This is a genomic window from Sediminicoccus sp. BL-A-41-H5, assembly GCF_050632405.1.
Classification (GTDB): Bacteria; Pseudomonadota; Alphaproteobacteria; order Acetobacterales; family Acetobacteraceae; genus Roseococcus.
Map to the genome: position 1 here is coordinate 347146 of NZ_CP192601.1, position 21963 is coordinate 369108.

The 21963-nt window shown below is 68.0% G+C and carries 21 protein-coding genes and 1 tRNA gene; 19 read left to right on the forward strand and 3 right to left on the reverse strand.

Annotated elements, in window-relative coordinates; genetic code table 11:
• Positions 1-18 precede the first annotated feature (18 nt).
• The gene (locus ACQ860_RS01700) at positions 19-306 is read left to right on the forward strand and encodes a hypothetical protein (RefSeq protein WP_431301680.1); all 288 of its coding nucleotides are present in this window, start codon (positions 19-21) and stop codon (positions 304-306) included.
• Positions 307-486: 180 nt separating this feature from the next.
• Here the strand turns inward: ACQ860_RS01700 and ACQ860_RS01705 are convergent, their stop codons facing one another.
• Positions 487-1635 (reverse strand): hypothetical protein, encoded by a 1149-nt coding sequence (locus tag ACQ860_RS01705; RefSeq protein WP_431301681.1) that lies wholly within the window; start codon positions 1633-1635, stop codon positions 487-489.
• A 330-nt stretch (positions 1636-1965) separates the two neighbouring features.
• Here ACQ860_RS01705 and ACQ860_RS01710 point away from each other — a divergent pair, with 330 nt between their 5' ends.
• Positions 1966-2175, forward strand: a complete 210-nt coding sequence (locus tag ACQ860_RS01710; RefSeq protein WP_431301682.1) for a hypothetical protein — start codon at positions 1966-1968, stop codon at positions 2173-2175.
• A gap of 102 nt (positions 2176-2277) precedes the next feature.
• On the opposite strand, the gene ACQ860_RS01715 is transcribed toward ACQ860_RS01710, so the two are convergent.
• Positions 2278-2352: transfer RNA gene (locus tag ACQ860_RS01715), tRNA-Val, on the reverse strand.
• Positions 2353-2436: 84 nt separating this feature from the next.
• Complete coding sequence (locus tag ACQ860_RS01720) at positions 2437-3381, reverse strand: Bug family tripartite tricarboxylate transporter substrate binding protein (RefSeq protein WP_431301683.1); 945 nt, start codon at positions 3379-3381, stop codon at positions 2437-2439.
• Between the two features lie 77 nt (positions 3382-3458).
• Here ACQ860_RS01720 and ACQ860_RS01725 point away from each other — a divergent pair, with 77 nt between their 5' ends.
• From ACQ860_RS01725 to ACQ860_RS01805, 17 genes are all read left to right on the forward strand, one after another.
• Positions 3459-3662: a hypothetical protein gene (locus tag ACQ860_RS01725; protein WP_431301684.1), complete on the forward strand. Its 204-nt coding sequence runs from the start codon at positions 3459-3461 to the stop codon at positions 3660-3662.
• Positions 3659-3787, forward strand: coding sequence for a hypothetical protein (locus ACQ860_RS01730; protein WP_431301685.1), 129 nt, complete (start codon positions 3659-3661; stop codon positions 3785-3787). Before ACQ860_RS01725 ends, ACQ860_RS01730 begins: the two co-directional genes overlap by 4 nt.
• Positions 3788-3800: 13 nt before the next feature.
• Positions 3801-4595 carry a phytanoyl-CoA dioxygenase family protein gene (locus tag ACQ860_RS01735; RefSeq protein WP_431301686.1) on the forward strand — a complete coding sequence of 265 codons (795 nt, stop codon included), beginning with the start codon at positions 3801-3803 and terminating at the stop codon, positions 4593-4595.
• Between the two features lie 132 nt (positions 4596-4727).
• Positions 4728-5825, forward strand: coding sequence for a TRAP transporter substrate-binding protein (locus ACQ860_RS01740; RefSeq protein WP_431301687.1), 1098 nt, complete (start codon positions 4728-4730; stop codon positions 5823-5825).
• The gene (locus tag ACQ860_RS01745) at positions 5825-6373 is read left to right on the forward strand and encodes a TRAP transporter small permease subunit (RefSeq protein WP_431301688.1); all 549 of its coding nucleotides are present in this window, start codon (positions 5825-5827) and stop codon (positions 6371-6373) included. Before ACQ860_RS01740 ends, ACQ860_RS01745 begins: the two co-directional genes overlap by 1 nt.
• Positions 6370-7941 (forward strand): TRAP transporter large permease, encoded by a 1572-nt coding sequence (locus ACQ860_RS01750; RefSeq protein ID WP_431301689.1) that lies wholly within the window; start codon positions 6370-6372, stop codon positions 7939-7941. Before ACQ860_RS01745 ends, ACQ860_RS01750 begins: the two co-directional genes overlap by 4 nt.
• Before the next feature lie 69 nt (positions 7942-8010).
• Entirely contained in the window at positions 8011-9591 is a 1581-nt protein-coding gene (locus ACQ860_RS01755; protein ID WP_431301690.1) for an ABC transporter substrate-binding protein, read from the forward strand.
• Between the two features lie 25 nt (positions 9592-9616).
• Positions 9617-11203 carry an ABC transporter substrate-binding protein gene (locus ACQ860_RS01760; RefSeq protein ID WP_431301691.1) on the forward strand — a complete coding sequence of 529 codons (1587 nt, stop codon included), beginning with the start codon at positions 9617-9619 and terminating at the stop codon, positions 11201-11203.
• Positions 11200-12789 carry an ABC transporter substrate-binding protein gene (locus ACQ860_RS01765; RefSeq protein ID WP_431301692.1) on the forward strand — a complete coding sequence of 530 codons (1590 nt, stop codon included), beginning with the start codon at positions 11200-11202 and terminating at the stop codon, positions 12787-12789. The genes ACQ860_RS01760 and ACQ860_RS01765 overlap by 4 nt, the downstream gene beginning before the upstream one ends.
• A gap of 142 nt (positions 12790-12931) precedes the next feature.
• On the forward strand, positions 12932-14527 hold the full coding sequence (locus ACQ860_RS01770) for an ABC transporter substrate-binding protein (protein WP_431301693.1): 1596 nt from the start codon (positions 12932-12934) through the stop codon (positions 14525-14527).
• Between the two features lie 86 nt (positions 14528-14613).
• Positions 14614-15555 carry an ABC transporter permease gene (locus ACQ860_RS01775; RefSeq protein ID WP_431301694.1) on the forward strand — a complete coding sequence of 314 codons (942 nt, stop codon included), beginning with the start codon at positions 14614-14616 and terminating at the stop codon, positions 15553-15555.
• 46 nt (positions 15556-15601) lie between these two features.
• Positions 15602-16546: an ABC transporter permease gene (locus tag ACQ860_RS01780; RefSeq protein ID WP_431301695.1), complete on the forward strand. Its 945-nt coding sequence runs from the start codon at positions 15602-15604 to the stop codon at positions 16544-16546.
• An 11-nt stretch (positions 16547-16557) separates the two neighbouring features.
• Positions 16558-17565: an ABC transporter ATP-binding protein gene (locus tag ACQ860_RS01785; RefSeq protein WP_431305715.1), complete on the forward strand. Its 1008-nt coding sequence runs from the start codon at positions 16558-16560 to the stop codon at positions 17563-17565.
• On the forward strand, positions 17562-18617 hold the full coding sequence (locus tag ACQ860_RS01790) for an ABC transporter ATP-binding protein (RefSeq protein WP_431301696.1): 1056 nt from the start codon (positions 17562-17564) through the stop codon (positions 18615-18617). The genes ACQ860_RS01785 and ACQ860_RS01790 overlap by 4 nt, the downstream gene beginning before the upstream one ends.
• An 80-nt stretch (positions 18618-18697) precedes the next feature.
• Complete coding sequence (locus tag ACQ860_RS01795; protein WP_431301697.1) at positions 18698-18934, forward strand: hypothetical protein; 237 nt, start codon at positions 18698-18700, stop codon at positions 18932-18934.
• Between the two features lie 61 nt (positions 18935-18995).
• Entirely contained in the window at positions 18996-19499 is a 504-nt protein-coding gene (locus tag ACQ860_RS01800) for a (2Fe-2S)-binding protein (RefSeq protein ID WP_213611552.1), read from the forward strand.
• A 90-nt stretch (positions 19500-19589) separates the two neighbouring features.
• Positions 19590-21962: a xanthine dehydrogenase family protein molybdopterin-binding subunit gene (locus ACQ860_RS01805; RefSeq protein WP_431301698.1), complete on the forward strand. Its 2373-nt coding sequence runs from the start codon at positions 19590-19592 to the stop codon at positions 21960-21962.
• Position 21963 lies beyond the last annotated feature (1 nt).

Sequence of the window (21963 nt, forward strand, 5' to 3'; positions counted from 1 at the left end):
GCTGCACCACCTGGCCCGGTGCTGGACGTGCTGGGCGTGCGCCTTCTGGAAGCCTCCCGCCGCACGCCCGCCGCGCTGGTGGAAATCGCCTTGGACGGGGTGCCGGTGACGTTCGGCTACGTCGAATTGCGCCGGGACCGTTGGGAGGTGTGGCCGCCGAAAAATGACGGCGGCGACTTCGCCATCATCGCGGATGACGACCTGAAGGACCGGATCGCGGACCTGGCAGCGCAAGCGGTGTGGGGCGATGCCGAGCTTATGCGGAAGATCCGCATATGGAGACACCGCCCATGCGCCGAGCGGTGAAGCACACGCTGAAAATCTCGCGCGCATGTGTGCGCGCGCGCGAGGGCTTCTAGCCAGCCTATCTAGCATGCAGAGCCGGCGCGGCTGGGGCGTCCGGTCATGGAAGAAACCGCCGTCATCTGGAGGCGGGTGGTGCTGAACACGACTGCGTGATGACGCTGCCGCATCAGCGTGGCGCCGCTAGAGGCGCCGCGCCGGACCCTCGACTGCGGGCGTCATGGTTGCCGGTCCCGAACCTTGCCTAGGCGTTCCGCTCCCTGTGTCGCGCAGCACAACCGACCGCACGGCGTCTCTGACGCGCTGGTCCTCAGTGCTGGCGGCTTGGCGGTCGGGACGCCCCATCGTTGAAATCTGGTAGATGACGCCCCCTGGCATCGGAAGGAATAGGTAGGCGACCACCGCCTGACGCCCGCCCGCATTGGAGCAGAAAGTCTGAACGCGGCGGATATCGGGCAGGTCTGCATCGGCGGTGCGGCCGGTGATGAACTCGCCACGGCAGTCGCGGGCATCTGCGCCGATGATTTCGGCCGCGATGGCGTCGAGGCTGCGGGTATGGCCGCTGAGGATGCGAATGGAGCCGGTCACGCCGTCGCCCTGCCAGACAACGTCACTCGCCTTAAAGAAATCAGAGAGGCTCGACGCCCGCAATTCGCTGGATGTGAGCAAGCGGAAGCGGCGCATATCGTCTTCGGCCAGCAAATTCGCGGCGAATTGGGTTGCCTCTAGGCGCTGCTCCGCAGTTGGGCCGGATGGCGGGCGCGGCGGTGGTGCTTCGCGCTGCTGTGGAGTTGGTGGCGGGGCAGGGGCGGCGGTTTGGGTCTGCGTGGCAACATCCGTCCCATTGCTGTTAGCGCAGCGCAGCAAGGTCTGAAGAACCACCGAGGTTCCCGTTAAACGAAACTGGAAATTCTGACCCGCCGCAGTAACGAATAGCATCTGGCCAGAGCGCATTTGCTGGAACAGTTGGCTGTCACCCGGCAGGCCCATGACGGCGTGGGTGGTGTTGATCGCGGTCGCAACACCGGGACGCGGCGGAGCGTTGTCAACGTTGAACTGAAGGGGAATATCTTTTCCCTGGCTCAAGGTCCAATCTCTGTGGACAAAGCCAATGTTCCATTGGGTTCTGCTGTTGATCGAAAAAAGCAGGGTGATGCCCGAGCGATAATTGGCACTGGCAGCGCAATGGGTGAACTGCCCCGTGCTGGGCGACCGGAAGGAACTGATCTGCCAACCATTGAAGTTGGTGGTCGCAATGATGGAGTTCTGGGCAGCGGAGATGCCGGGTGCGGCCAGTGCGGCGATAAAGGCTAGGCCGATGATGGGCTTCATGGGGCGTTTCCAGGCTGCTTCACCGGAAGCCTACGCTCCCGAGCATACGGATTGGAAATAGGCCGTGCGATGGAATTTTGGGTGATCAGTTAGCGTTGCCTATGGACGATGTTCTTGTTACGTTCCGGACATGCCGCTCTATCGCACCCCGCCATGGCTCACCCCTCAGGCTGCCGACGCCATGCACCGGGCGGCGGTGCTGGCCCTAGCAAGGCGTGCGGACGCGGCTGCGGAGGCCCGCCGGGTTGCGTGGGCGCTACACCCCGCGCTTCCGGCCCGGATGATCTCTGAGGCGGTGGACGCGGTGCTAGACAACCGTGGGGATCAAGCATGAAAGAGCCGGACCTTACTCCCGCCGATCCGGCTGATCTGGCCGAAACGATCGCCTACGCCCTAACGTTCAACCTTGTCGGCAAGCCGCTGGGCATGCGGACACGGGATGATCCGGCAGCGGTGGCGCGTGGGGTGGTGCAGCACCTGGCACGGTGTGGGTTTGTGGTGCTGAAGAAGCCGCCGCGAGAGGCGCACTCGACGGGGTAGGGGGCAAGCCCGAAAATCAGCCCGCCCGGCGCTGCCGCTACCTATGTGCTACCTAGGCTTTTCCGCCCGGCTCACGAACTGCTGCTAAGTGCTTGATTTGAATGGTGGGCGCTACAGGGATTGAACCTGTGACCCCTACCGTGTCAAGGTAGTGCTCTACCGCTGAGCTAAGCGCCCGCCTGGGAAGGCGTACCGACCAACGCGCCGATGGGCGCAGTCTCTAGCGAAACCCGCGCCGCGCCACAAGCCACCCCCGGCCACTTATCCCTGCACCAATCCGGCGCGGCGCATCAGCGCGGTCAGCTTGGTGCGCTCGGCCTGCCAGAGCGCCTCGGTGGCCTCCGGCCCGCCGCTCACCGGGTCATTGCCGCTCGCCTCGATCCGCTCGCGGATCTGCGCGTCGGCGAGCGCGGCGGCGAAGGCCTGGGCGAGACGCTGGCGCAGCGCCATGGGCGTGCCCGGCGGCGAGAAGATCATCATCCAGGTGGTGAGGTCGTAGCCAGCGACCACCTCGCCGATCGCGGGCACGCCGGGCAGGTTGGGGCGGCGTGCCGCGCCCGTCACGCCGATGACGCGCCCGCGCTCGCCGCGCAACACGGGCGAGAAGCTGCTCTCGCTGATGAAGCAGGCGTCGATGCGCCCGCCAGCAACCTCCCGCGCCGCATCCGCGCCGCCGCGGAAGGGCACGTGCTCGAGCCGCACATCGGCCAGGGACTGGAGCAATTCCCCCATCAGGTGGCCGACATGCGCGATGCCCGGCGTGCCGAAGGTCACCTCGCCCGGGCGGCGTCGCGCCTCGGCCAGGAAGGCCGCCAGATCCTCGCCGGGGAAGCCCGCGCGGATGCCCAGCACGTAGGGGGCCGCCGTCACCTGCGCCACGCGCGGCATGGCGGCATAGTCGAAGGGCAGGCCGCGATTGGCGAGCGGGCCTGTGATCGAGGTCGCCCCCTCCAGCAGCAGCGTGTGCCCGTCCGGCTGTGCCTGGGCCACGAAGCCGGCGCCGATGGCGCCCGAGGCGCCGGTGCGATTCTCGACGATGAAGGGCAGGCCCAGATTCTCGGCGACGCGCTGCTGCAGGATGCGCGCCACCGTGTCCGCGACGCCCCCGGCCGAATAGGGCACGATGAGCCGCACCGGACGATCGCCGAGCGATTGCGCGAGGGCGGGGGTGGCCAGCGGCAGGGCCAGCAGGGTGCGGCGCAGCATCAACGTCTCTCCCGAAGTCTTTATGGCGCAGGAGAAACCGCCGGGCGCGCCCTTGCAAGCGAAAGCCGTGGCGGCACATGAGCCGCATGGAAAGCATCCCGAAGGGCGTTCCCCTGGCCATCGCCCGCAGCCTCGACCGCGCCACCTATGAGGGCTACCGCCTGGGCTTCGAGGCCGCGCGCGAGGAAGCGGCGCTCCTGGCCGAGCATGCGGGGCAGGGGGCGCTCGCCGCGCAGCTCCGCGCCATGCGCCCGCTGCCCGAGCGGAGTGCCCGGCAGTGAGCCGGGAGGGCCTGCGCGAATGCCCGCATTGCGGCGAACCCACCATGGCGAACCGTCTGCCGGATGGCTCGCTGGTCTGCTCCTGCGCGGCCCAGCGCCCCTTGCCGGGGCCGCGCGCCGCTTGATAGCCTCGCCGCCATGCAGATCAGCGACGCCGACATCCAATCCTACGCCGAGGACGGCGTCATCCTTCTGCGCGGCGCCTTCCGCGACTGGGTGAAGCCCCTCTCCGACGGCATCGAGGCGCTGATGGCGGCGCCCAGCCCGCTTGAGCGCAGCTACATGCCCAAGGATGGCTCGGCCAAGTTCTTCCAGGATCTCTGCAACTGGCAGCGCATCCCCGAATTCCGCGCCTTCGTCCTGGATAGCCCCGCGGCTGCCATCGCGGCGCAACTCATGGCCTCGCCCATCGCGCGCTTCTTCCACGACCATGTTCTGGTGAAGGAGCCGGGGACCTCCATCGTCACCCCCTGGCACCAGGACAGCCCCTATTACTGCGTGGGCGGCCAGCAGAGCGTCAGCTTCTGGATCCCGCTCGACCCCGTGGGGCGCGAGACGACGCTGGAATCGGTCGCCGGCTCGCATCTCTGGGGCGTGAACCACAAGCCCAAGCGCTTCGACGGGACCGACCTCTATGAGGGCGACACAGCCATCGAGATGCCGGACATCGACGCCCATCGCGCCGATTACCGCATCCTCGGCTGGGCGATGGAGCCGGGGGATGCCGTCGCCTTCAACTTCCGCACCGTGCACGGCGCGCCTGCCAATACCAGCCGGCAGAATCGGCGCCGTGTCTTCTCGGCACGCTGGGTCGGGCAGGATGCCGTCTTCATTGACCGCAAGGGCCGTGGCTCGCCGCCCATGCGCCACCTGACGCTGGCCGATGGCGCGCCGCTGGACGGCCCCGACTTCCCGGTGGTTGCGCGCGCCTGAGGCAGGCGGCGGGCCGATTGCCTGCCGATTCATCCATCCTGGGCTGGTGACGGTCCCGGCGGCGCCGGGAGGCTTGGCAAGCACCTGTCTCTGCTGTCACAATTTCTGACCCTTTCCGCTGGAGATCTCCCCATGAAGCGTCGCAACCTTGCCCAGACCGCCGCCATCGGGGCTGCCGCGATCAGCACCGCCGCCCTCTCGACCCCCGCGCTCAGCCAGGGCCGGATCGAGTGGCGCATGGTCACCATCTGGCCGCGCAACCTGCCGGGCCCGGGTGTGGCCGCCCAGCGCTGCGCGGACCGCATCGGCGCGCTCTCCGGCGGGCGCCTCACCGTGCGCCTCTTCTCGGCGGGAGAGGTCGTCCCGGCGCCGGGCGCCTTCGACGCGGTGGCCGCCGGCACGGCCGATCTCTACCATGGCGTGCCCGCCTTCTGGGTCTCCAAGTCGCCCGGCATCGGCTTCTTCGGCAGCTTCCCCTTCGGCCTCACCGCCTATGAGCAGCAGGGCTGGATGATGCATGGCGGCGGCCAGGCCATGTATGACGAGATTTACGGCCGCTTCGGCATCAAGCCCTTCATCGTGGGCAATTCCGGCCCGCAGTGGCTCGGCTGGTTCCGCCGCGAGATCCGCTCGGTGGATGATTTCCGCGGCCTGCGCTTCCGCACCACGGGCCTCGGCGCCGAGATGTTCCGCCGGGCGGGCGCCTCCGTCGTGAACCTGCCGGCGGGCGAGATCTTCTCGGCGCTGCAGTCCGGCACGATTGATGCCGCCGAATTCCTCGGCCCCTTCAGCGATGCGCCGCTCGGCCTGCATCAGGTGGCGAAGAACTACTACTATCCGGGCGTGCAGGAGCCCTCCTCGGCGGAGGAGATCGGCATCAACATGGCGCGCTGGAACGCGCTCCCGGATGACCTCAAGACCGTCGTCCGCATCGCGGCGATGTCGCTGCACGAGGAGACGACGACGGAATACGACGTCCGCCACCCGATCGCCCTGGCCGACCTCGTGGCCCGCCAGGGTGTGACGGTGCGCGAGGCGCCGCGTGACCTGCTCATCGCCTTCGGCAACACCGCGGGCGAGATGCTGGCCGAGTTCCGCGCCCACCAGGACCCGCTGGTGAAGCGCATCGCCGACAGCTACGCGGTCTTCCGCAACCGCAGCGCGGGCTACATGAACCAGAGCTACGGGGCGAACTTCAACTCGCGCGCGCTGCCGATCCGCTGGGGCTGATGCGCCCCCTGCTGGCGCTGGCGGACGGCATAGACGCGGCCGCCCGCGTCCTTGGCGGCGTCGTGAAATGGCTGGCCGTGCTGCTGGTGCTGGTCCAGTTCACGGTGGTGGTGATCCGCTACGCCTTCGGATCGAGCTTCATCATGATGCAGGAGAGCGTGGTCTATATCCACGCCGCGCTCTTCATGCTGGCGATCGGCTATGTCTACATGCTGGACGCCCATGTCCGAGTGGATTTTTTCTACGGCGGATGGTCCGAGCGACGAAAAGCCTGGACCGACCTGATCGGCGTGCTGGTGACGGTGCTGCCCTTCTGCTGGCTGCTGGTCTGGGCGAGCTGGGGTTATGTCTCGCGCTCCTTCATGATGGGCGAGGGGCCCATGGCCGTGGGCGGGCTGCCCTTCACCCCCTACCTCAAGGCGCTGATCCTGGTGATGGCCGCTCTGCTCGCGCTGCAATCCCTCTCGGTCATGATCCGGGCCATCGGCGTCATCACCGGGGCGACGGACAAGCTGTTCCCGTACCGCCAGGCGGTGAGCGAAGGATGAGCCCCTCCGAGATCGGTTCCATCCTGGACGTCATGATGATGGTGGCCCTCTGCACCCTCATCATGATCGGCATTCCCGTCGTCTTCATCCTGACCGGCTGCGCCATCATCTTCGCAGGGCTTGGCATCCTCTTCGGCGCCTTCGATCCCTTCCTGCTGGGCGCACTCGCGCAGCGCGTCTTCGGCACGATGACGAGCGAGGTGCTGATCGCCATCCCGCTCTTCGTCTTCATGGGCATGATGCTCGAGAAGTCGAAGATCGCGCCCGAATTGCTGGAGGCGATGGCGCGGCTCTTCGGCTCGGTCCGCGGTGGCTTGGCGATTTCGGTGACGCTTGTCGGCGCGCTGCTGGCGGCCTCCACCGGCATCGTGGGCGCCACGGTCGTGACGATGGGCCTGATCGCGCTCCCGGCCATGATGAAGCGGAACTACGAGCCGGGCTTCTCCTGCGGCAGCATCTGCGCCGCCGGCACGCTCGGCCAGATCATCCCGCCCTCGACCGTGATGGTGATCCTGGGCGAGGTTCTGGCTTCGGCCTACCAGCAGGCGCAACTCGCGCAGGGGCTCTTCTCGATCCAGACCATCTCGGTCGGCCAGCTCTTCGCGGGCTCGATGATCCCGGGACTCATGCTGGCCGGCATCTACATCCTCTATCAGGTGACGCTCTGCTACCTGAAGCCGGAGGTCGGCCCCGCCATCCCGCAGGCCGAGCGCGACGCGGTGAGCGGCGGGCAGATCGCGCGCGCGCTCATCCCACCCGTGGCGCTCATCATCGCGGTGCTCGGCTCCATCCTGGGCGGCATCGCGACACCGACCGAGGCGGCGGCCGTGGGGGCCGTGGGGGCGACGCTGCTCGCCGGCCTGCGCAACAGCGAGGACAGCGCCTGGCCCATCTACCTCGCCGCCATCTGCGCCGTCGCCATGGTGGGCCTCGGCGTGATGTTCGACCTGCGCATCGGCCGGCAGGAGGCGCCGCTGGTGGACCGCATCGCGGTCTGGACGGCGGCGGTCCTGGGTGTCGGCCTCGCCTATGGCATCATCGTCTCGCTGCGCCGGGCCTTCCGAGGCGGCATGCTGGGGCAGGTGTCGCATGCCACCATGTCGGTCACCGCGATGATCTTCGCGACGCTGATCGGCGCGACACTCTTCTCGCTGGTCTTCCGTGGGCTGGGCGGGGACGAGATGATCCGCGCCGTGCTGGAGATGATCCCGGGCGGCAAGTATGGCGCGCTCGCCGCCGTGATGCTGGTGATCTTCATCCTCGGATTTCCGTTGGATTTCGTGGAGATCGTCATCATCGTCGTGCCCATCGTGGGGCCGGTCCTGCTGCAGATGGGCATCGATCCGATCTGGTTCGGCGTGCTGATCGCGATGAACCTGCAGACCAGCTTCCTGACGCCGCCGCTCGGCCCCACCCTGTTCTACCTGCAAGGCGTGCTCCCGCCCGAGGTGAACGCACGCTATGTCTATCGCGGGGTCACGCCCTTCGTGATCCTGCAGGTGATCGGCATCCTGCTCGTTGTCATGTTCCCGGCGCTGGCCACGTGGCTGCCGGATCTGTTGTTCTGATGGGGGATCGTTCAGCCTGGCTTCAGCCGGGCGCGAGCATCACGCCACGAACGTCCAAAGGAAAAGCCCATGAAGCGCCGTGACCTGATCGCAACCGCCGGAGCCGCCGCACTGGCGGGCCCCGCACTCGCCCAGCCGACGCAGAACCGCGTGCTGAAGCACGTGCCCCAGGCGAACCTCACCAGCCTCGATCCGATCTGGACGACGGCGAACATCACCCGCAACCACGGGCACATGATCTATGACAGCCTCTACGGCATGGATGCGGAGTTCCGCGCCCAGCCGCAGATGGCGGCCGGCCATGTGGTGGACCAGGACGGCAAGCGCGTCACCATCACGCTGCGTGACGGGCTGAAATTCCATGATGGCGAGCCGGTGCGCGCGCAGGACGTGGTGCCCAGCATCCAGCGCTGGATGCGCCGCAACCCCTTCGGCCAGCAGCTCGCCGCCGCCACCGACGCCGTCGAGGTGATGGATGACAAGCGCCTGGTCTTCCGCCTGAAGAAGCCTTTCCCGCTGCTCTTCGCGGCCCTCGCGCAGGTCTCGAACAGTCCGGCCTTCATCATGCCAGAGCGGCTCGCTCGCACCGACCCGTTCCAGCAGGTGCGCGAGGCCATCGGCAGCGGCCCCTTCCGCTTCAAGGCGGATGAATACAATTCGGGCAGCCGCGTGGTCTACACGCGCAACCCGGACTACATCCCCGTCTCGACCGGCACGCCGAGCCTGACCGCCGGCCCCAAGGTCGCGCATTTCGACCGCGTCGAGTGGCACATCATCGTGGATGCCGCGACCTCGGCCGCCGCACTCCAAACGGGTGAGATCGACTGGTACGAGCAGCCGCCGCCGGAAATCCAGATGCTGCTGCGCCGCAACCGCAACGTGAAGCTGGAGGCGATCGACCCGCTGCCGCTCACGGGCATCCTGCGCTTCAACCACCTCCATCCGCCCTTCGACAACAAGCGCCTGCGCCAGGCCCTGCTGCCCGCCATCAACCAGGCGGATTTCATGAGCGCCGTGGTCGGCACCAACACGGCCGACTACCGAACGGGCGTGGGCTTCTTCACGCCCGGCACGCCGCTTGCCAACGACGCGGCGATCGGCCCGCTCACCGGGCCGCGCAGCGTGGACCGCGCCCGCGCCCTGATGCGTGAGGCGGGCTACACCAACCAGCCCATGCGGCTGATCGGGCCTACCGACATCCTGGCGCCTTCCGCCATGACGCAGGTGGGCGCCGATCTCGTCCGGCGCCTCGGATTCAATGCCGACATCCTGCTGACCGACTGGGGCACGACCGTGCAGCGCCGCACCTCGCGCGAGCCGGTGGATCGCGGCGGCTGGAGCATGCTCTTCACCGCCTTCTCCTCCTTCGACTTCGCCAATCCGGCGGCGCATTTCCCGCTGCGCGGCAACGGCACCAACGCCTGGTTCGGCTGGCCCACCATCCCGCGCCTGGAAGAACTGCGCGACGCCTGGTTCGACGCGCCCGACTTGGCCACCGAGCAGCGCCTCGCGCGTGAGATGCAGACGGTGGCGATGGATGAGCTGCCCTACATCCCGGTGGGCTCCTACATGTCCATCACGGCGCTGCGCACCAACCTCACGGGCCGTGTCGGCGGGCTTGCGTTGTTCTGGGGCATCCAGCGAAGCTGAGACTTCATCAAGGGAGGACTGGGCGATGACACTCGGCAGGCGCGGCGTTTTGGCGGGGGCGGCGGCGAGCGTCGCGGCCCCGCAGGTCGTGGGCGCACAGAGCGCGGCGTCGCGGACCCTGCGGGTGATCCCGCAGGCCAACCTCACCAGCGTGGATCCGATCTGGACGACGGCCGTCGTCACCCGCAACCACGCCTTCCTGATCTACGACCAGCTGTGCGCGCAGGATTCCTCGGGCGCCATCCGGCCGCAGATGGCCGAGGGCTGGGTCGTCTCGGACGACCAGCTCTCCTGGACCTTCACGCTCCGCGAGGGCCTCGCCTTCCATGATGGCGAGCCGGTGCGTGCGCGGGACTGCGTGGCCTCGATCAACCGCTGGGCGCGACGTGATCCCTTCATGCAGGTGCTGTGGCCGAACGTGGCCGAGATCACGGCGCTGGATGACCGCCGCTTCCGCTTCCGCCTGCACCGGCCGACGCCGCTGCTGACGCTGGCCCTCGGCCAGACGCAATTCCCCTGCTTCATCATGCCCGAGCGCATCGCGCAGACGGATGCCTTCCAGCAGATCCGCGAGACGGTGGGCAGCGGCCCCTTCCGCTTCATCCCCGGCGAGTGGAACCCCGGCCAGAAGGCCGTCTGGGCGCGCAACGAGCGCTACGTGCCGCGGCAGGAGGCGGTGGATGGCCTGGCCGGCGGCCGCATCCCGCGCCTGGATCGCATCGAGTGGACCATCATCGTCGACTCCGCCACCAGCGCCAACGCGATCAATCAGGGCGAGCAGGATTACTGGGAATATCCGCTGCACGACCTGCTGCCGCTGCTGCGGCGCAACCGCCAGGTGGTGGTGGACCAGCGCCTGCAGGACGGAACCTATGGCATCGCGCGCTTCAACACGCTGCAGCCGCCCTTCAACAACCCCGCCATCCGCCGTGCCGTCGCCATGGCGGTGGACCAGCGCGACTATCTGCGCGCCGTCGCCGGCAATGACCAGGCGGGCTGGGGCGTCTGCGAGGGCGTCTTCACCTGCGACACGCCGCTCGCCAACACCATCGGCAGCGAGATCCTGCAGACGCGCAGCATCGAGCGCGCCCGCGCGGCCCTGCGCGAGGCCGGCTACAACAATGAGAAGGTCGTGCTGATCACGCCGGGCGACTACCCGCAGATCAACGCGCTGAGCCTCGTCACCGCCGACATCATGACGCGCATGGGCATGAACGTCGAAGTCATCTCTACCGACTGGGGCACGCTGGTGCAGCGCCGCGCGAGCCGCGAGCCGGTGGAGCGTGGCGGCTGGAGCATCATCCACACCACCGCCTCGGGCCAGTCGCTCGCCCTGCCCGTGTTCCACCTCTTCCTGCGCGCCAATGGGCCCAATGCCTGGTTCGGCTGGCCAAATGTGCCGGAGGTCGAGCAACTCCGCGGCGAATGGGTGGAGAAGGGGGCTGATGCCGCCGAGGGCCGCCGCATCGCACAGGCGCTGAACGCGGCCGCCATGCGCGAGATGTACTACATGCCGCTCGGCTACTACTGGCAGCCCAGCGCCTGGCGCCGCAACATCCAGGGCGTTTTCCGCGCGCCCGCCACCGTGTTCTGGAACATCAGCAAGACATGACAGAGATCTCCCGCCGCGCCGCCATCTCCGGCGCGGCCGCCATGATGGCCGCGCCGCGTCTCGCCTCGGCCCAGGCCAATGCGCGCCTGCTGCGATTCATCCCTCAGGCCAACCTGGCCAGCCTCGACCCGGTCTGGAGCTCGGCCGTCATCGTCCGCAATCACGGGCTGATGATCTATGACCTGCTCTACGGGCTGGGCTCCGACTACCAGGTGCGCCCGCAGATGGCGCAGGGGCATGTGATCAGCGATGACGGGCTGACCTGGACCATCACGCTGCGCGAGGGTCTTCGCTTCCATGACGGCGAGCCCGTGCGCGCGCGGGACTGCGTCGCCTCCATCCTGCGCTGGTCCAAGCGCGACGTGCTGGGCCAGCGCCTGGACGCGCTGGCCGATGAGGTTGCGGCACCGGATGACCGCACCATCCGCATCCGGCTGAAGCGCCCCTGGCCCGGCCTCGCCTGGGCGCTGGGCAAGCCCTCCGCCAATATCTGCGCCATCATGCCCGAGCGGATCGCCCGGACGGACCCCTTCACGCAGATCACGGAGGCCACCGGCAGCGGGCCCTTCCGCTTCCGCCAGGACCTGTTCCGGCCCGGCGACGTCGCCGTCTATGAGCGCTTCACGGATTACGTGCCGCGCGACGAGCCGATCAACTTCCTGGCGGGTGGCAAGCGGGTGAATTTCGACCGCGTGGAATGGAAGGTCATGCCCGACCCCGCCACCGCCGGCGCCGCGCTGCAGAACAACGAGGCGGATTGGTGGGAGACCCCGCTGCCCGACCTGCTGCCGCTCCTGCGCCGCAACCGTGAGATCGAGATCGGCGTGGTCAACCCGGCCGGCAACCTGGGCGTGCTGCGCTTCAACTTCCTGCATGCGCCCTTCAACGACGTGGCGGTGCGGCGCGCGCTGCTGCCCGCCGTCAACCAGCGCGACTTCATGAATGCTGCGATCGGCACGGACCCCGCGCTGTCCGTGGTGCCGGCAGGCGTCTTCACGCCGGGGACGCCGCTGGCCAATGATGCCGGCCTTGAGGTGCTGTCGGGCCCGCGCAACCTCGATGCCGCGCGTGCGGCCCTGCGCGCCTCCGGCTATGCCGGGCAGCGCGTGGTGCTGATGTCGGCGACCGACCTGCCGGTGCTGCAGAACCTCTCGGAAGTGGCGGCAGACCTGCTGCGGCGCGTCGGCTTCAACGTGGATTTCCCGGCGATGGACTGGGGCACGCAGATCCAGCGCCGCACCAACCGCAACGGGGTGGAGCAGGGGGGCTGGAGCGCCTTCTGCACCACCTGGGAAGGGCTCGACGTCTCGGTGCCCGGCAGCCACCAGCCATTGCGCGGCCATGGCTCGGCCGCCTGGTCCGGCTGGCCGACCATGCCGCGCCTCGAAGAGCTTCGCGAGGAATGGTTCACCGCCCCCGATACCGCCGCAGCGCGGCGCATCGCGGAGGAGATCCAGCGCGTGGCGTGGCAGGAGGTGCCCTTCATCCCGCTCGGTCTCGTGCGGCCCCCGCAGGCCTGGCGTCGCAGCATCACGGATGTGGTCCGCGGCGGGTCTTCATTGTTCTGGGGTGTGCGCCGCGCCTGAGTGGCACAGGACGTGCTTGGCAGCGCGCCATGGGCGCGCGTCGGCGGGGGACGCTGGCGCGATGCCCAAGGTTGGTGCAGATATCGGTGAAAGTTACAGCAAGTCGTCGGCGAGAGGCCGGGCGCTCAGGGAGAACGGGTTAATGGATCGTAGAAGTTTCCTCCAGGCGGGCGTTGCCGCCACCGCGGCCACCACGGGCCTCTCGGCGCCCGCGCTGAGCCAGGGCGCGGCCGCGCGCACGCTGCGCTTCGTCCCCCAGGCGAACCTCGCCAATTACGACCCGATCTGGGGCACCCAGTTCGTCGTCCGCAACGCCTCGATGCTGGTGTGGGACACGCTCTACGGCATCGACAACACCTTCACGCCGCGCCGCCAGATGGTGGAGAGCGAGACGGTCAGCGCCGATGGCCTGACCTGGACCTTCCGCCTGCGCGAGGGCCTTCGCTGGCATGATGGCGAGCCGGTCCGCGCCGCCGACTGCGTCGCCTCGCTCAACCGCTGGTGCGTGCGCGACGGCATGGGCCAGATGATCCGCGCGATCCAGCAGGAACTCGTGGCGGTGGATGACCGCACCTTCCGCTGGGTCCTGCGCCAGCCCTATCCGAAGATGCTGCTCGCACTCGGCAAGAACAACACGCCGATCGCCTTCATGATGCCTGAGCGCATCGCGCGGACCGATCCGTTCCAGCAGATCACCGAATATGTCGGCTCCGGCCCGATGCGGTTCAACCGCTCCGAATGGGTGCCCGGCGCGCGCGCGACCTGGAGCCGCTTCGACCAGTACCAGCCCCGCAGCGAGGCGCCGAACTGGCTCTCGGGCGGCAAGCGCATGATGGTGGACCGCGTCGAGTGGATCATCCAGCCCGACGCCGCGACGGCGGGCGCCGCCCTTCAGTCGGGCGAGGTGGATTGGTGGGAAACCCCGCTCAACGACCTCATCCCCGTGCTGCGGCGGAACCGCAACATCCGCGTGGATGTGGCCGACCCGCTGGGCAATGTGGGCTGCTTCCGCTTCAACCACCTGCACGCGCCGTTCAACAACCCGCGCATCCGCCAGGCCGTGGCCTGGATCGTCAACCAGCCGGATTTCATGCGCGCCGTGGTTGGCAATGACGACGCGCTGTGGAAGCAGATGAACGGCTTCTTCACGCCCGACACGCCCAACTACACCGAGGCCGGCGGCGAGATCCTCTCCCGCCCGCGCGATCCGGCGATGGCGCGCCGCCTGCTGCAGGAAGCGGGCTACAACAACGAGCCGGTGACGATGATCGTGGGCCAGGACATCGCGGCGCTCTCGGCCATGGGCCAGGTGGCGAATGCCGCGCTGCGCGCCATCGGCATGAACGTGGACTATGTCGCGACCGACTGGGGCACCGTCGGCGCCCGCCGCGCGAGCCGCGAGCCGCGCGACCGTGGCGGCTGGAACATCTTCTTCACCTGGTTCGCCGGTGCGGACTGCACCAACCCCGCCTCCTATCTCGGCCTGCGCGCGAGCGGCGATCAGGCCTGGTTCGGCTGGCCGAACGACCCGGCGATCGAAGCGGGGCGCGACAAGTGGTTCGCCGCGACCAACGCGGCACAGGAGAAGGCCGCCTGCGACGAGATCAACGTCGCCGCCTGCCAGAGCCTGCCCTTCGTGCCGACGGGCTTCTACCGCGCCTATCAGGCGTGGCGCGGCAACGTCACCGGCATCGTGGCCGGTCCGCTGCCCTGGTTCTGGGGCGTCTCCAAGTCGTGATGCTGCGAAGCCGATACGGCTTGCGGACTTGCCGCCGGGACGCCACAAAGCGTCCCGGCGGAGCATGGCGTTGGGGGAATTTTTGAATGTGGGCCTATATCGTCCGGCGCGTGCTGGCGACCATTCCGGTCATGGCGGTCGTCGCACTCTTCGTCTTCTCGCTGCTCTATCTCGCGCCGGGTGATCCGGCCGCCGTCATCGCCGGTGACCAGGCGACGCCCGACGATGTGGAACGCATCCGCGCTTCGCTCGGGCTCGACCGGCCCTATCTGGTGCGCTTCGGCGCCTGGGTCTGGGACATCCTGCATGGCGACCTCGGCACTTCGATCTTCACCAACCTGCCGGTCAGTCACATGATCGCGCAACGCATCGAGCCGACGCTCTCGCTCATGGTGGTGACGCTGATCCTGGCGGTCTCGATCGCCGTGCCGATGGGCGTGGTGGCCGCCTGGAAGCAGGGGACCACCATCGACCGCGCCGTGATGGCCTTCGCGGTGCTTGGCTTCTCGGTGCCCGTCTTCGTGGTGGGCTACCTGCTCGCCTTCGTCTTCGCGCTCGAACTCGATTGGCTGCCTGTTCAGGGCTACACGCCCTTCAGCCAGGGCTTCTTCCCCTGGATGGAGAACCTGATCCTGCCGGCCGTGGCGCTGGGCGGCGTCTATATCGCGCTCATCGCCCGCATCACCCGCGCCACCATGCTGGAGGTGCTGAGCCAGGACTACATCCGCACGGCGCGCGCCAAGGGTGCGGGCCAGCGCAGCATCCTCTTCCTGCACGCGCTGAAGAACGCGGCCGTGCCCATCGTCACCATCATCGGCATCGGCATCGCGCTGCTGATCGGCGGCGCGGTGGTGACGGAGAGCGTCTTTGCGATCCCGGGCCTCGGCCGCCTCACGGTGGATGCGATCCTGCGGCGCGACTACCCGGTCATCCAGGGCGTCGTGCTCCTGTTCAGCTTCGTCTACGTGCTGGTCAATCTGCTGATCGACCTTCTCTACACCCTCTTCGACCCGAGGATCCGCTACTGATGGCCCTCCTCCGCACGATGCATCCAGTCCTGCCCGTGGAGGCGACATGAGCACCACCACGCTTCCGCCCGGCGTCACCATCCCGCCCGGGGTGACCATCCCGCCCGGCCTCGCCATCGCGCAGCCGACGCAGGACATCCTCTCCAATGTGAAGCCGCGCCGGGGCTTCTTCGGCTTCCTGCGCCGGTATCCGACGATCGCCATCGGCGGCGGCCTGCTGCTCGTGATGCTGTTCGTCGCGGTCTTCGCGCCGTTCCTCTGGACGAAGGACCCGACGGCGCTGGCGCCGGCGCTGCGCACCCGTGAGCCCGGCGCGCAATTCTGGTTCGGCTCCGACATGCTGGGGCGGGACGTCTATTCCCGCGTGCTCTACGGCGCGCGCGTCTCGCTGCTGGTGGGCTTCTCGGTCGCCTTCTTCGCTTCGATCATCGGGCTGACCATCGGCCTGATCTCGGGCTTCAGCCGACTGGCGGACAGCATCATCATGCGCGTCATGGACGGCATGATGAGCATTCCGCCCATCCTGCTGGCCATCGCGCTGATGGCGCTGACCCGCGGCTCGGTGCAGAACGTCATCCTCGCCATCACCATCGCCGAAGTGCCGCGCGTCTCGCGCCTGGTGCGCGGCGTGGTGCTCTCGCTGCGCGAGCAGCCCTATGTTGAGGCGGCGGTGGCGTCCGGCACCAAGACGCCCGTCATCATCTTCAAGCACATCCTGCCCAACACGCTGGCGCCGCTGACGGTGCAGGCCACCTTCATCTGCGCAGCTGCGATGATCACGGAGGCGATTCTCTCCTTCATCGGCGCGGGCACGCCGCCCATCATTCCGTCCTGGGGCAACATCATGGCCGAGGGCCGCGCGCTCTGGCAGGTGAAGCCCTACATCGTCTTCTTCCCCGCCATCTTCCTCTCGATCACCGTGCTCGCGGTGAACCTGCTGGGCGATGGCCTGCGCGACGCGATCGACCCGCGCCTGGCGACCAAGCTGTGAGCACCAATCCCATGGCCGACAATCGCGACATCCTCCTGGAGGTGGACAACCTCCAGACCCATTTCCGCACCATGGACGGCGTCAACCGCGCCGTGGATGGCGTCAGCTTCCACGTCCGCTCGGGCGAGACGCTGGCGATCGTGGGCGAGAGCGGCTGCGGCAAGTCCGTCACCGCCATGTCCATCCTGCGCCTGATCCCGGAGCCTCCGGGCAAGATCGCGGGCGCCATCCGCTTCCAGGGCAAGGACCTGCTGAAATGCTCGGACCGCGAGATGCGCGCCATCCGCGGCAATGAGATCAGCATGATCTTCCAGGAGCCGATGACCTCGCTGAACCCGGTGCTCACCAATGGGCGCCAGATCGGCGAGACGCTGCGGCTGCATCAGGGCCTCTCCAAGCAGCAGGCCGAGGACCGCGCGGTCGAGATGCTGAAGCTGGTCGGCATCCCCGAGCCCGGCCGGCGCGTGCGCGAATATCCGCACCAGCTCTCGGGCGGCATGCGCCAGCGCGTGATGATCGCCATCGCGCTCGCCTGCAACCCGAAGCTGCTGATCGCGGACGAGCCGACGACGGCGCTCGACGTGACGATCCAGGCGCAGATCCTGGACCTGATGCGCGACCTCAAGCACAGCGTGGGTGCCGCCATCGTGCTCATCACGCATGACCTTGGCGTTGTCGCCGAGGTCGCCGAGCGCGTGGTGGTCATGTATGCCGGGAAGAAAGTGGAGGAAGCGTCGGTGGGCGACCTCTTCCGCAACCCGCGCCACCCCTACACGCAAGGGCTCCTGGGCTCCGTGCCCAAGCTCGGCTCCTCGCTGACCGGCGAGACCTCGCGCCTCGCCGAAATTCCGGGCCTGGTGCCCAGCCTCAAGCAGAAGATCCCGGGTTGCGTCTTCGCGACGCGCTGCCCGGCCGTCACCGATCTCTGCCGCGCCGTGGCGCCCGCCTTGCAGGAAAAGGCGCCCGGCCACATCGCCGCCTGCCATTACGCCCAGGTCGAAGGGTCCGTCGCCGCATGAGCACCTCCGTCAAAACCGGCGAGCGCATCCTCGAGGTCACGGACCTCAAGAAGCACTTCCCCATCCGGGGCGGGCTGCTCGGCTCCACCGTGGGCTATGTCTATGCTGTGGATGGCGTCTCCTTCCACATCAACAAGGGCGAGACGCTCTCGCTCGTGGGCGAATCGGGGTGCGGCAAGTCCACGGTGGGCAAGGCGGTCCTGCGGCTGTTTCCGCTGACATCCGGCCAGGTGGTGCTGAACAACCGCCGCATCGATGACCTCTCCACGAGCACGCTGCGACCGCTGCGCCGACAGATTCAGGTCGTCTTCCAGGACCCGTTCTCCTCGCTCAACCCGCGCATGCGGGTGCGCGAGATCCTGGCCGAGCCGATCCGCAACTTCGGGCTCGCGAAGAACGAGGCCGAGGTGGATGAGCGCGTGGGCCAGCTCATGGATAAGGTCCGCCTGCCGCGGGATGCCGTGAATCGCTGGCCGCATGAATTCTCGGGCGGGCAGCGGCAGCGCATCTGCATCGCGCGTGCGCTGGCGGCCGAGCCCGACGTGATCGTCTGCGATGAGGCGGTCTCCGCGCTCGATGTGTCGGTGAAGGCGCAGATCGTCAACCTGCTGCAGGATTTGCAGTCGGAACTCGGCCTCGCCATGCTGTTCATCAGCCATGACCTCGCCATCGTCGAGCATATGACGCATCGCGTGGCGGTCATGTATCTCGGCAAGATCGTCGAGGTCGCGGACCGTAAGTCGCTCTTCGGCTCGCCCCGCCACCCCTATACGGAGGCGCTGCTCTCCGCCGTGCCGGTGCCCGTGCCGGGTGCCATGCGCGAGCGCATCGTGCTGCAGGGCGATGTGCCGAGCCCGATCAAGCCGCCCAAGGGCTGCCGCTTCCACACGCGCTGCCCCTATGCCTTCGACCGCTGCCGGTCGGAGGAGCCGGCGTTGCGCGATGACGGCACCGGGCACCTCGCGGCCTGCCACCTGCATGATCGCCCGGCGGCGGAGAATCCGCTGCTGAACAAGGCGCCGCCCACCGCCTTCCGGACGGCCGACGCCTGAGCGACCAGCCCCTCCGCTTCGTGGCCCGCGCGCCACGAAGCCTCTTCGGCCGACTCGTGAAATGGGGCTTCTGGCTCGCAGTGCTCGCACCGCCGCTGCTCATGCTCGGCACCTGCGCCGGCTTGCAGCGCTTCGTCTTCTCGGAGGATGAGGAAGTGGCGGCGGGGGCCATGATGTTCGGTGCGGGGGCGCTCGGCCTGCTCTGGGCCTTCTGGCTGCTGGCCGTCCCTGTCATGGGCCTGCTGCTGCTGCTGACGCGCGGCAGGCGCCTCGTCATCGAGCAGCCGGCGCCGGGGATGAAACAACCCGACGCTTGACGCCTTGCGTGACTTTGGCGAGGCTCCGACTCAACACAGTGCATGGACGGGGAGACGGTTGATGCCGCAGGTCACGCTTACGGTGAACGGCAAGACGCATACGGTCGAGGTCGAGGGCCGCACCCTCCTGGTCGAGTTGCTGCGCGAAAAGCTGCGCCTCACCGGCACCCATGTCGGCTGCGACACCAGCCAGTGCGGCGCCTGCGTCGTGCATATCGACGGCAACAGCGTGAAGTCCTGCACCACGCTGGCCGTGATGGCCGACGGTGCCTCGGTCACCACCATCGAGGGTCTGGCCGCGGCCGATGGCACGCTGCACCCGATGCAGGAAGCCTTCCGCGAGTATCACGCGCTCCAGTGCGGCTTCTGCACGCCTGGCATGGTGATGTCCGCCGTGGATCTCGTCGCCAAGAATCCACAAGGCCTCTCCGAGCAGGAGATCCGCGAGGGGCTCGAGGGCAATCTCTGCCGCTGCACGGGTTACCACAACATCGTGAAGGCCATCGCGGCCGCCCAGGATGTGATGCACGGCAAGCGCACGAGCATCGCCGCCGCAGCGGAGTAATTTGGCGCTCAGTGGGGCATAAGCGGCGCCAAAGCCGCGGCCCCGGGTGGGGAGGCCATCACCCCGCCAACAACCAGGGAGGAATCGCGCATGAACGTCGTCACGCCGTTCGAAGGCATTGGTGCGAGTGTCCGCCGCAAGGAGGATGTCCGCTTCCTCTCCGGCCGCGGGCAATACACGGATGACATCAACCGCCCCGGCCAGGCCCATGCCTGGATCCTGCGCAGCCAGCATGCGCATGCGCGCATCCTGAACATCGACACGGCGGCCGCTTCGGCCATGCCGGGCGTCGTCGCGATCTATACCAGCGCCGATCTCGCCGCCATCGGGGGCCTGCCCTGCGGCTGGCAGATCCACAACAAGGACGGCACGCCCATGGCGGAGCCGAAGCACCCCGTCCTCGCCGAGGGGAAGGTGCGCCATGTGGGCGACCCCATCGCCGTCGTCATCGCCGAGACCCGTGCCCAGGCGCGCGACGCGGCCGAGGCGATCTTCGTCGAGTTCGATGTGCTGCCGGCGGTGAGCCAGACCACGGCCGCCTTGGCCGCCGACGCGCCCCGCGTGCATGACGATGTGGCCGGCAACCTCTGCTACGACTGGCATATCGGCGACAAGGCGTTGGTGGATGCCGCCTTCGAGAAGGCGGCGCATCGCGTCGTCTTCGAGACGACGAACCAGCGTCTTGTCCCCAACGCCATGGAGCCGCGCTGCGCCGTCGGCGATTATGACACCACCACGGGCGAGCACACGCTCTTCACCACCAGCCAGAACCCGCATGTGATCCGGCTGCTGATGGGCGCCTTCGTGCTGCAGATCCCCGAGGCGAAGCTGCGCGTCGTGGCCCCCGATGTGGGCGGCGGCTTCGGCAGCAAGATCTACCACTATGCCGAGGAGGCGATCGTCACCTGGGCGGCCGCCAAGCTCGGCCGCGCGGTGAAGTGGACGGCCGACCGCACCGAGGCCTTCATGTCCGACGCGCATGGCCGTGACCATGTGACCCGCGCCGAGCTGGCGCTGGACAAGGAGGGCACCTTCCTTGGCCTGCGCGTGCTGACGCATGCCAACATGGGCGCCTATCTCTCCACCTTTGCCCCGTGTGTGCCGACCTATCTCTACGCCACGCTGCTCGCCGGCGTGTATTCGACGCCCGCCATCTATGCCGAGGTGAAGGCGGTCTTCACCCACACCGTCCCGGTGGATGCCTATCGCGGCGCGGGCCGGCCGGAGGCGACCTATCTGCTGGAGCGCCTGGTTGATGTCGCCGCCAAGCAATGCGGCTTCGACCGCGTGAAGCTGCGCCGGCGCAACTTCATCCCGACTGACGCCTTCCCCTACCAGACGCCCGTCGCCCTCCAGTATGACAGCGGCGACTATTTCTCGACGCTCGACCAGGCGCTGAAGACGGCCGACTGGGCCGGTTTCGAGGCGCGCCGGGCGGAGGCACGGCTGCGCGGCAAGCTGCGTGGCATCGGCATCTCCACCTATCTGGAGGCCTGCGGCATCGCGCCGTCCGCGGTGGTGGGTTCGCTCGGCGCCCGCGCCGGTCTCTACGAGGTGGGCGTCATCCGCGTCCACCCGACGGGTTCCGTCACGGTGCTGACCGGCGCGCACAGCCACGGCCAGGGCCATGAGACGACCTTCGCGCAGCTCGTGGCCGACAAGCTCGGCGTCTCCATCGCCAATGTGGACATCGTGCATGGCGACACGGCCAAGGTACCATTCGGCATGGGCACCTATGGCAGCCGTTCGCTCGCCGTCGGCGGCTCGGCCATGGAGAAGGCGATGGACAAGATCATCGCCAAGGGCAAGCGAATCGCCGCCCATCTGATGGAAGCCTCGGTCGAGGATGTGGAGTTCGACCGCGGCACCTTCCGCGTGGCCGGCACCGACAAGACCAAGACGCTGACCGATGTCAGCCTCGCGGCCTATGTCCCCCACAACTATCCGATCGACGAGATCGAGCCCGGGCTGGAGGAGACCGCCTTCTACGACCCGAAGAACTTCACCTATCCGGGCGGCTGCCACATCGCGGAAGTCGAGATCGAGATGGAGACGGGCAAGGTCTCCATGGTGAACTTCACCGCGGTGGACGATGTGGGCCGGGTCATCAACCCGATGATCGTTGAAGGCCAGGTGCAGGGCGGCGTCGCCCAGGGCATCGGTCAGGCGCTGCTGGAAGCCTGCGTCTATGACCAGGACGGCCAGCTCATGAGCGGTTCGATGATGGACTACACCATGCCGCGCGCCGATGATCTGGCGCCGGTCAGCGTCGCGACCCACACCACGCTCTGCACCCACAACCCGCTCGGCGTGAAGGGCTGCGGCGAGGTGGGGGCCATCGGCTCGCCGCCGGCCGTGATCAACGCGGTGGTGGATGCGCTGCGCGATTACGGCGTGGAACACATCGAGATGCCCGCGACAGCGCCGAAAATCTGGTCCATCATCCACGGCAAGAGCGTTTAAG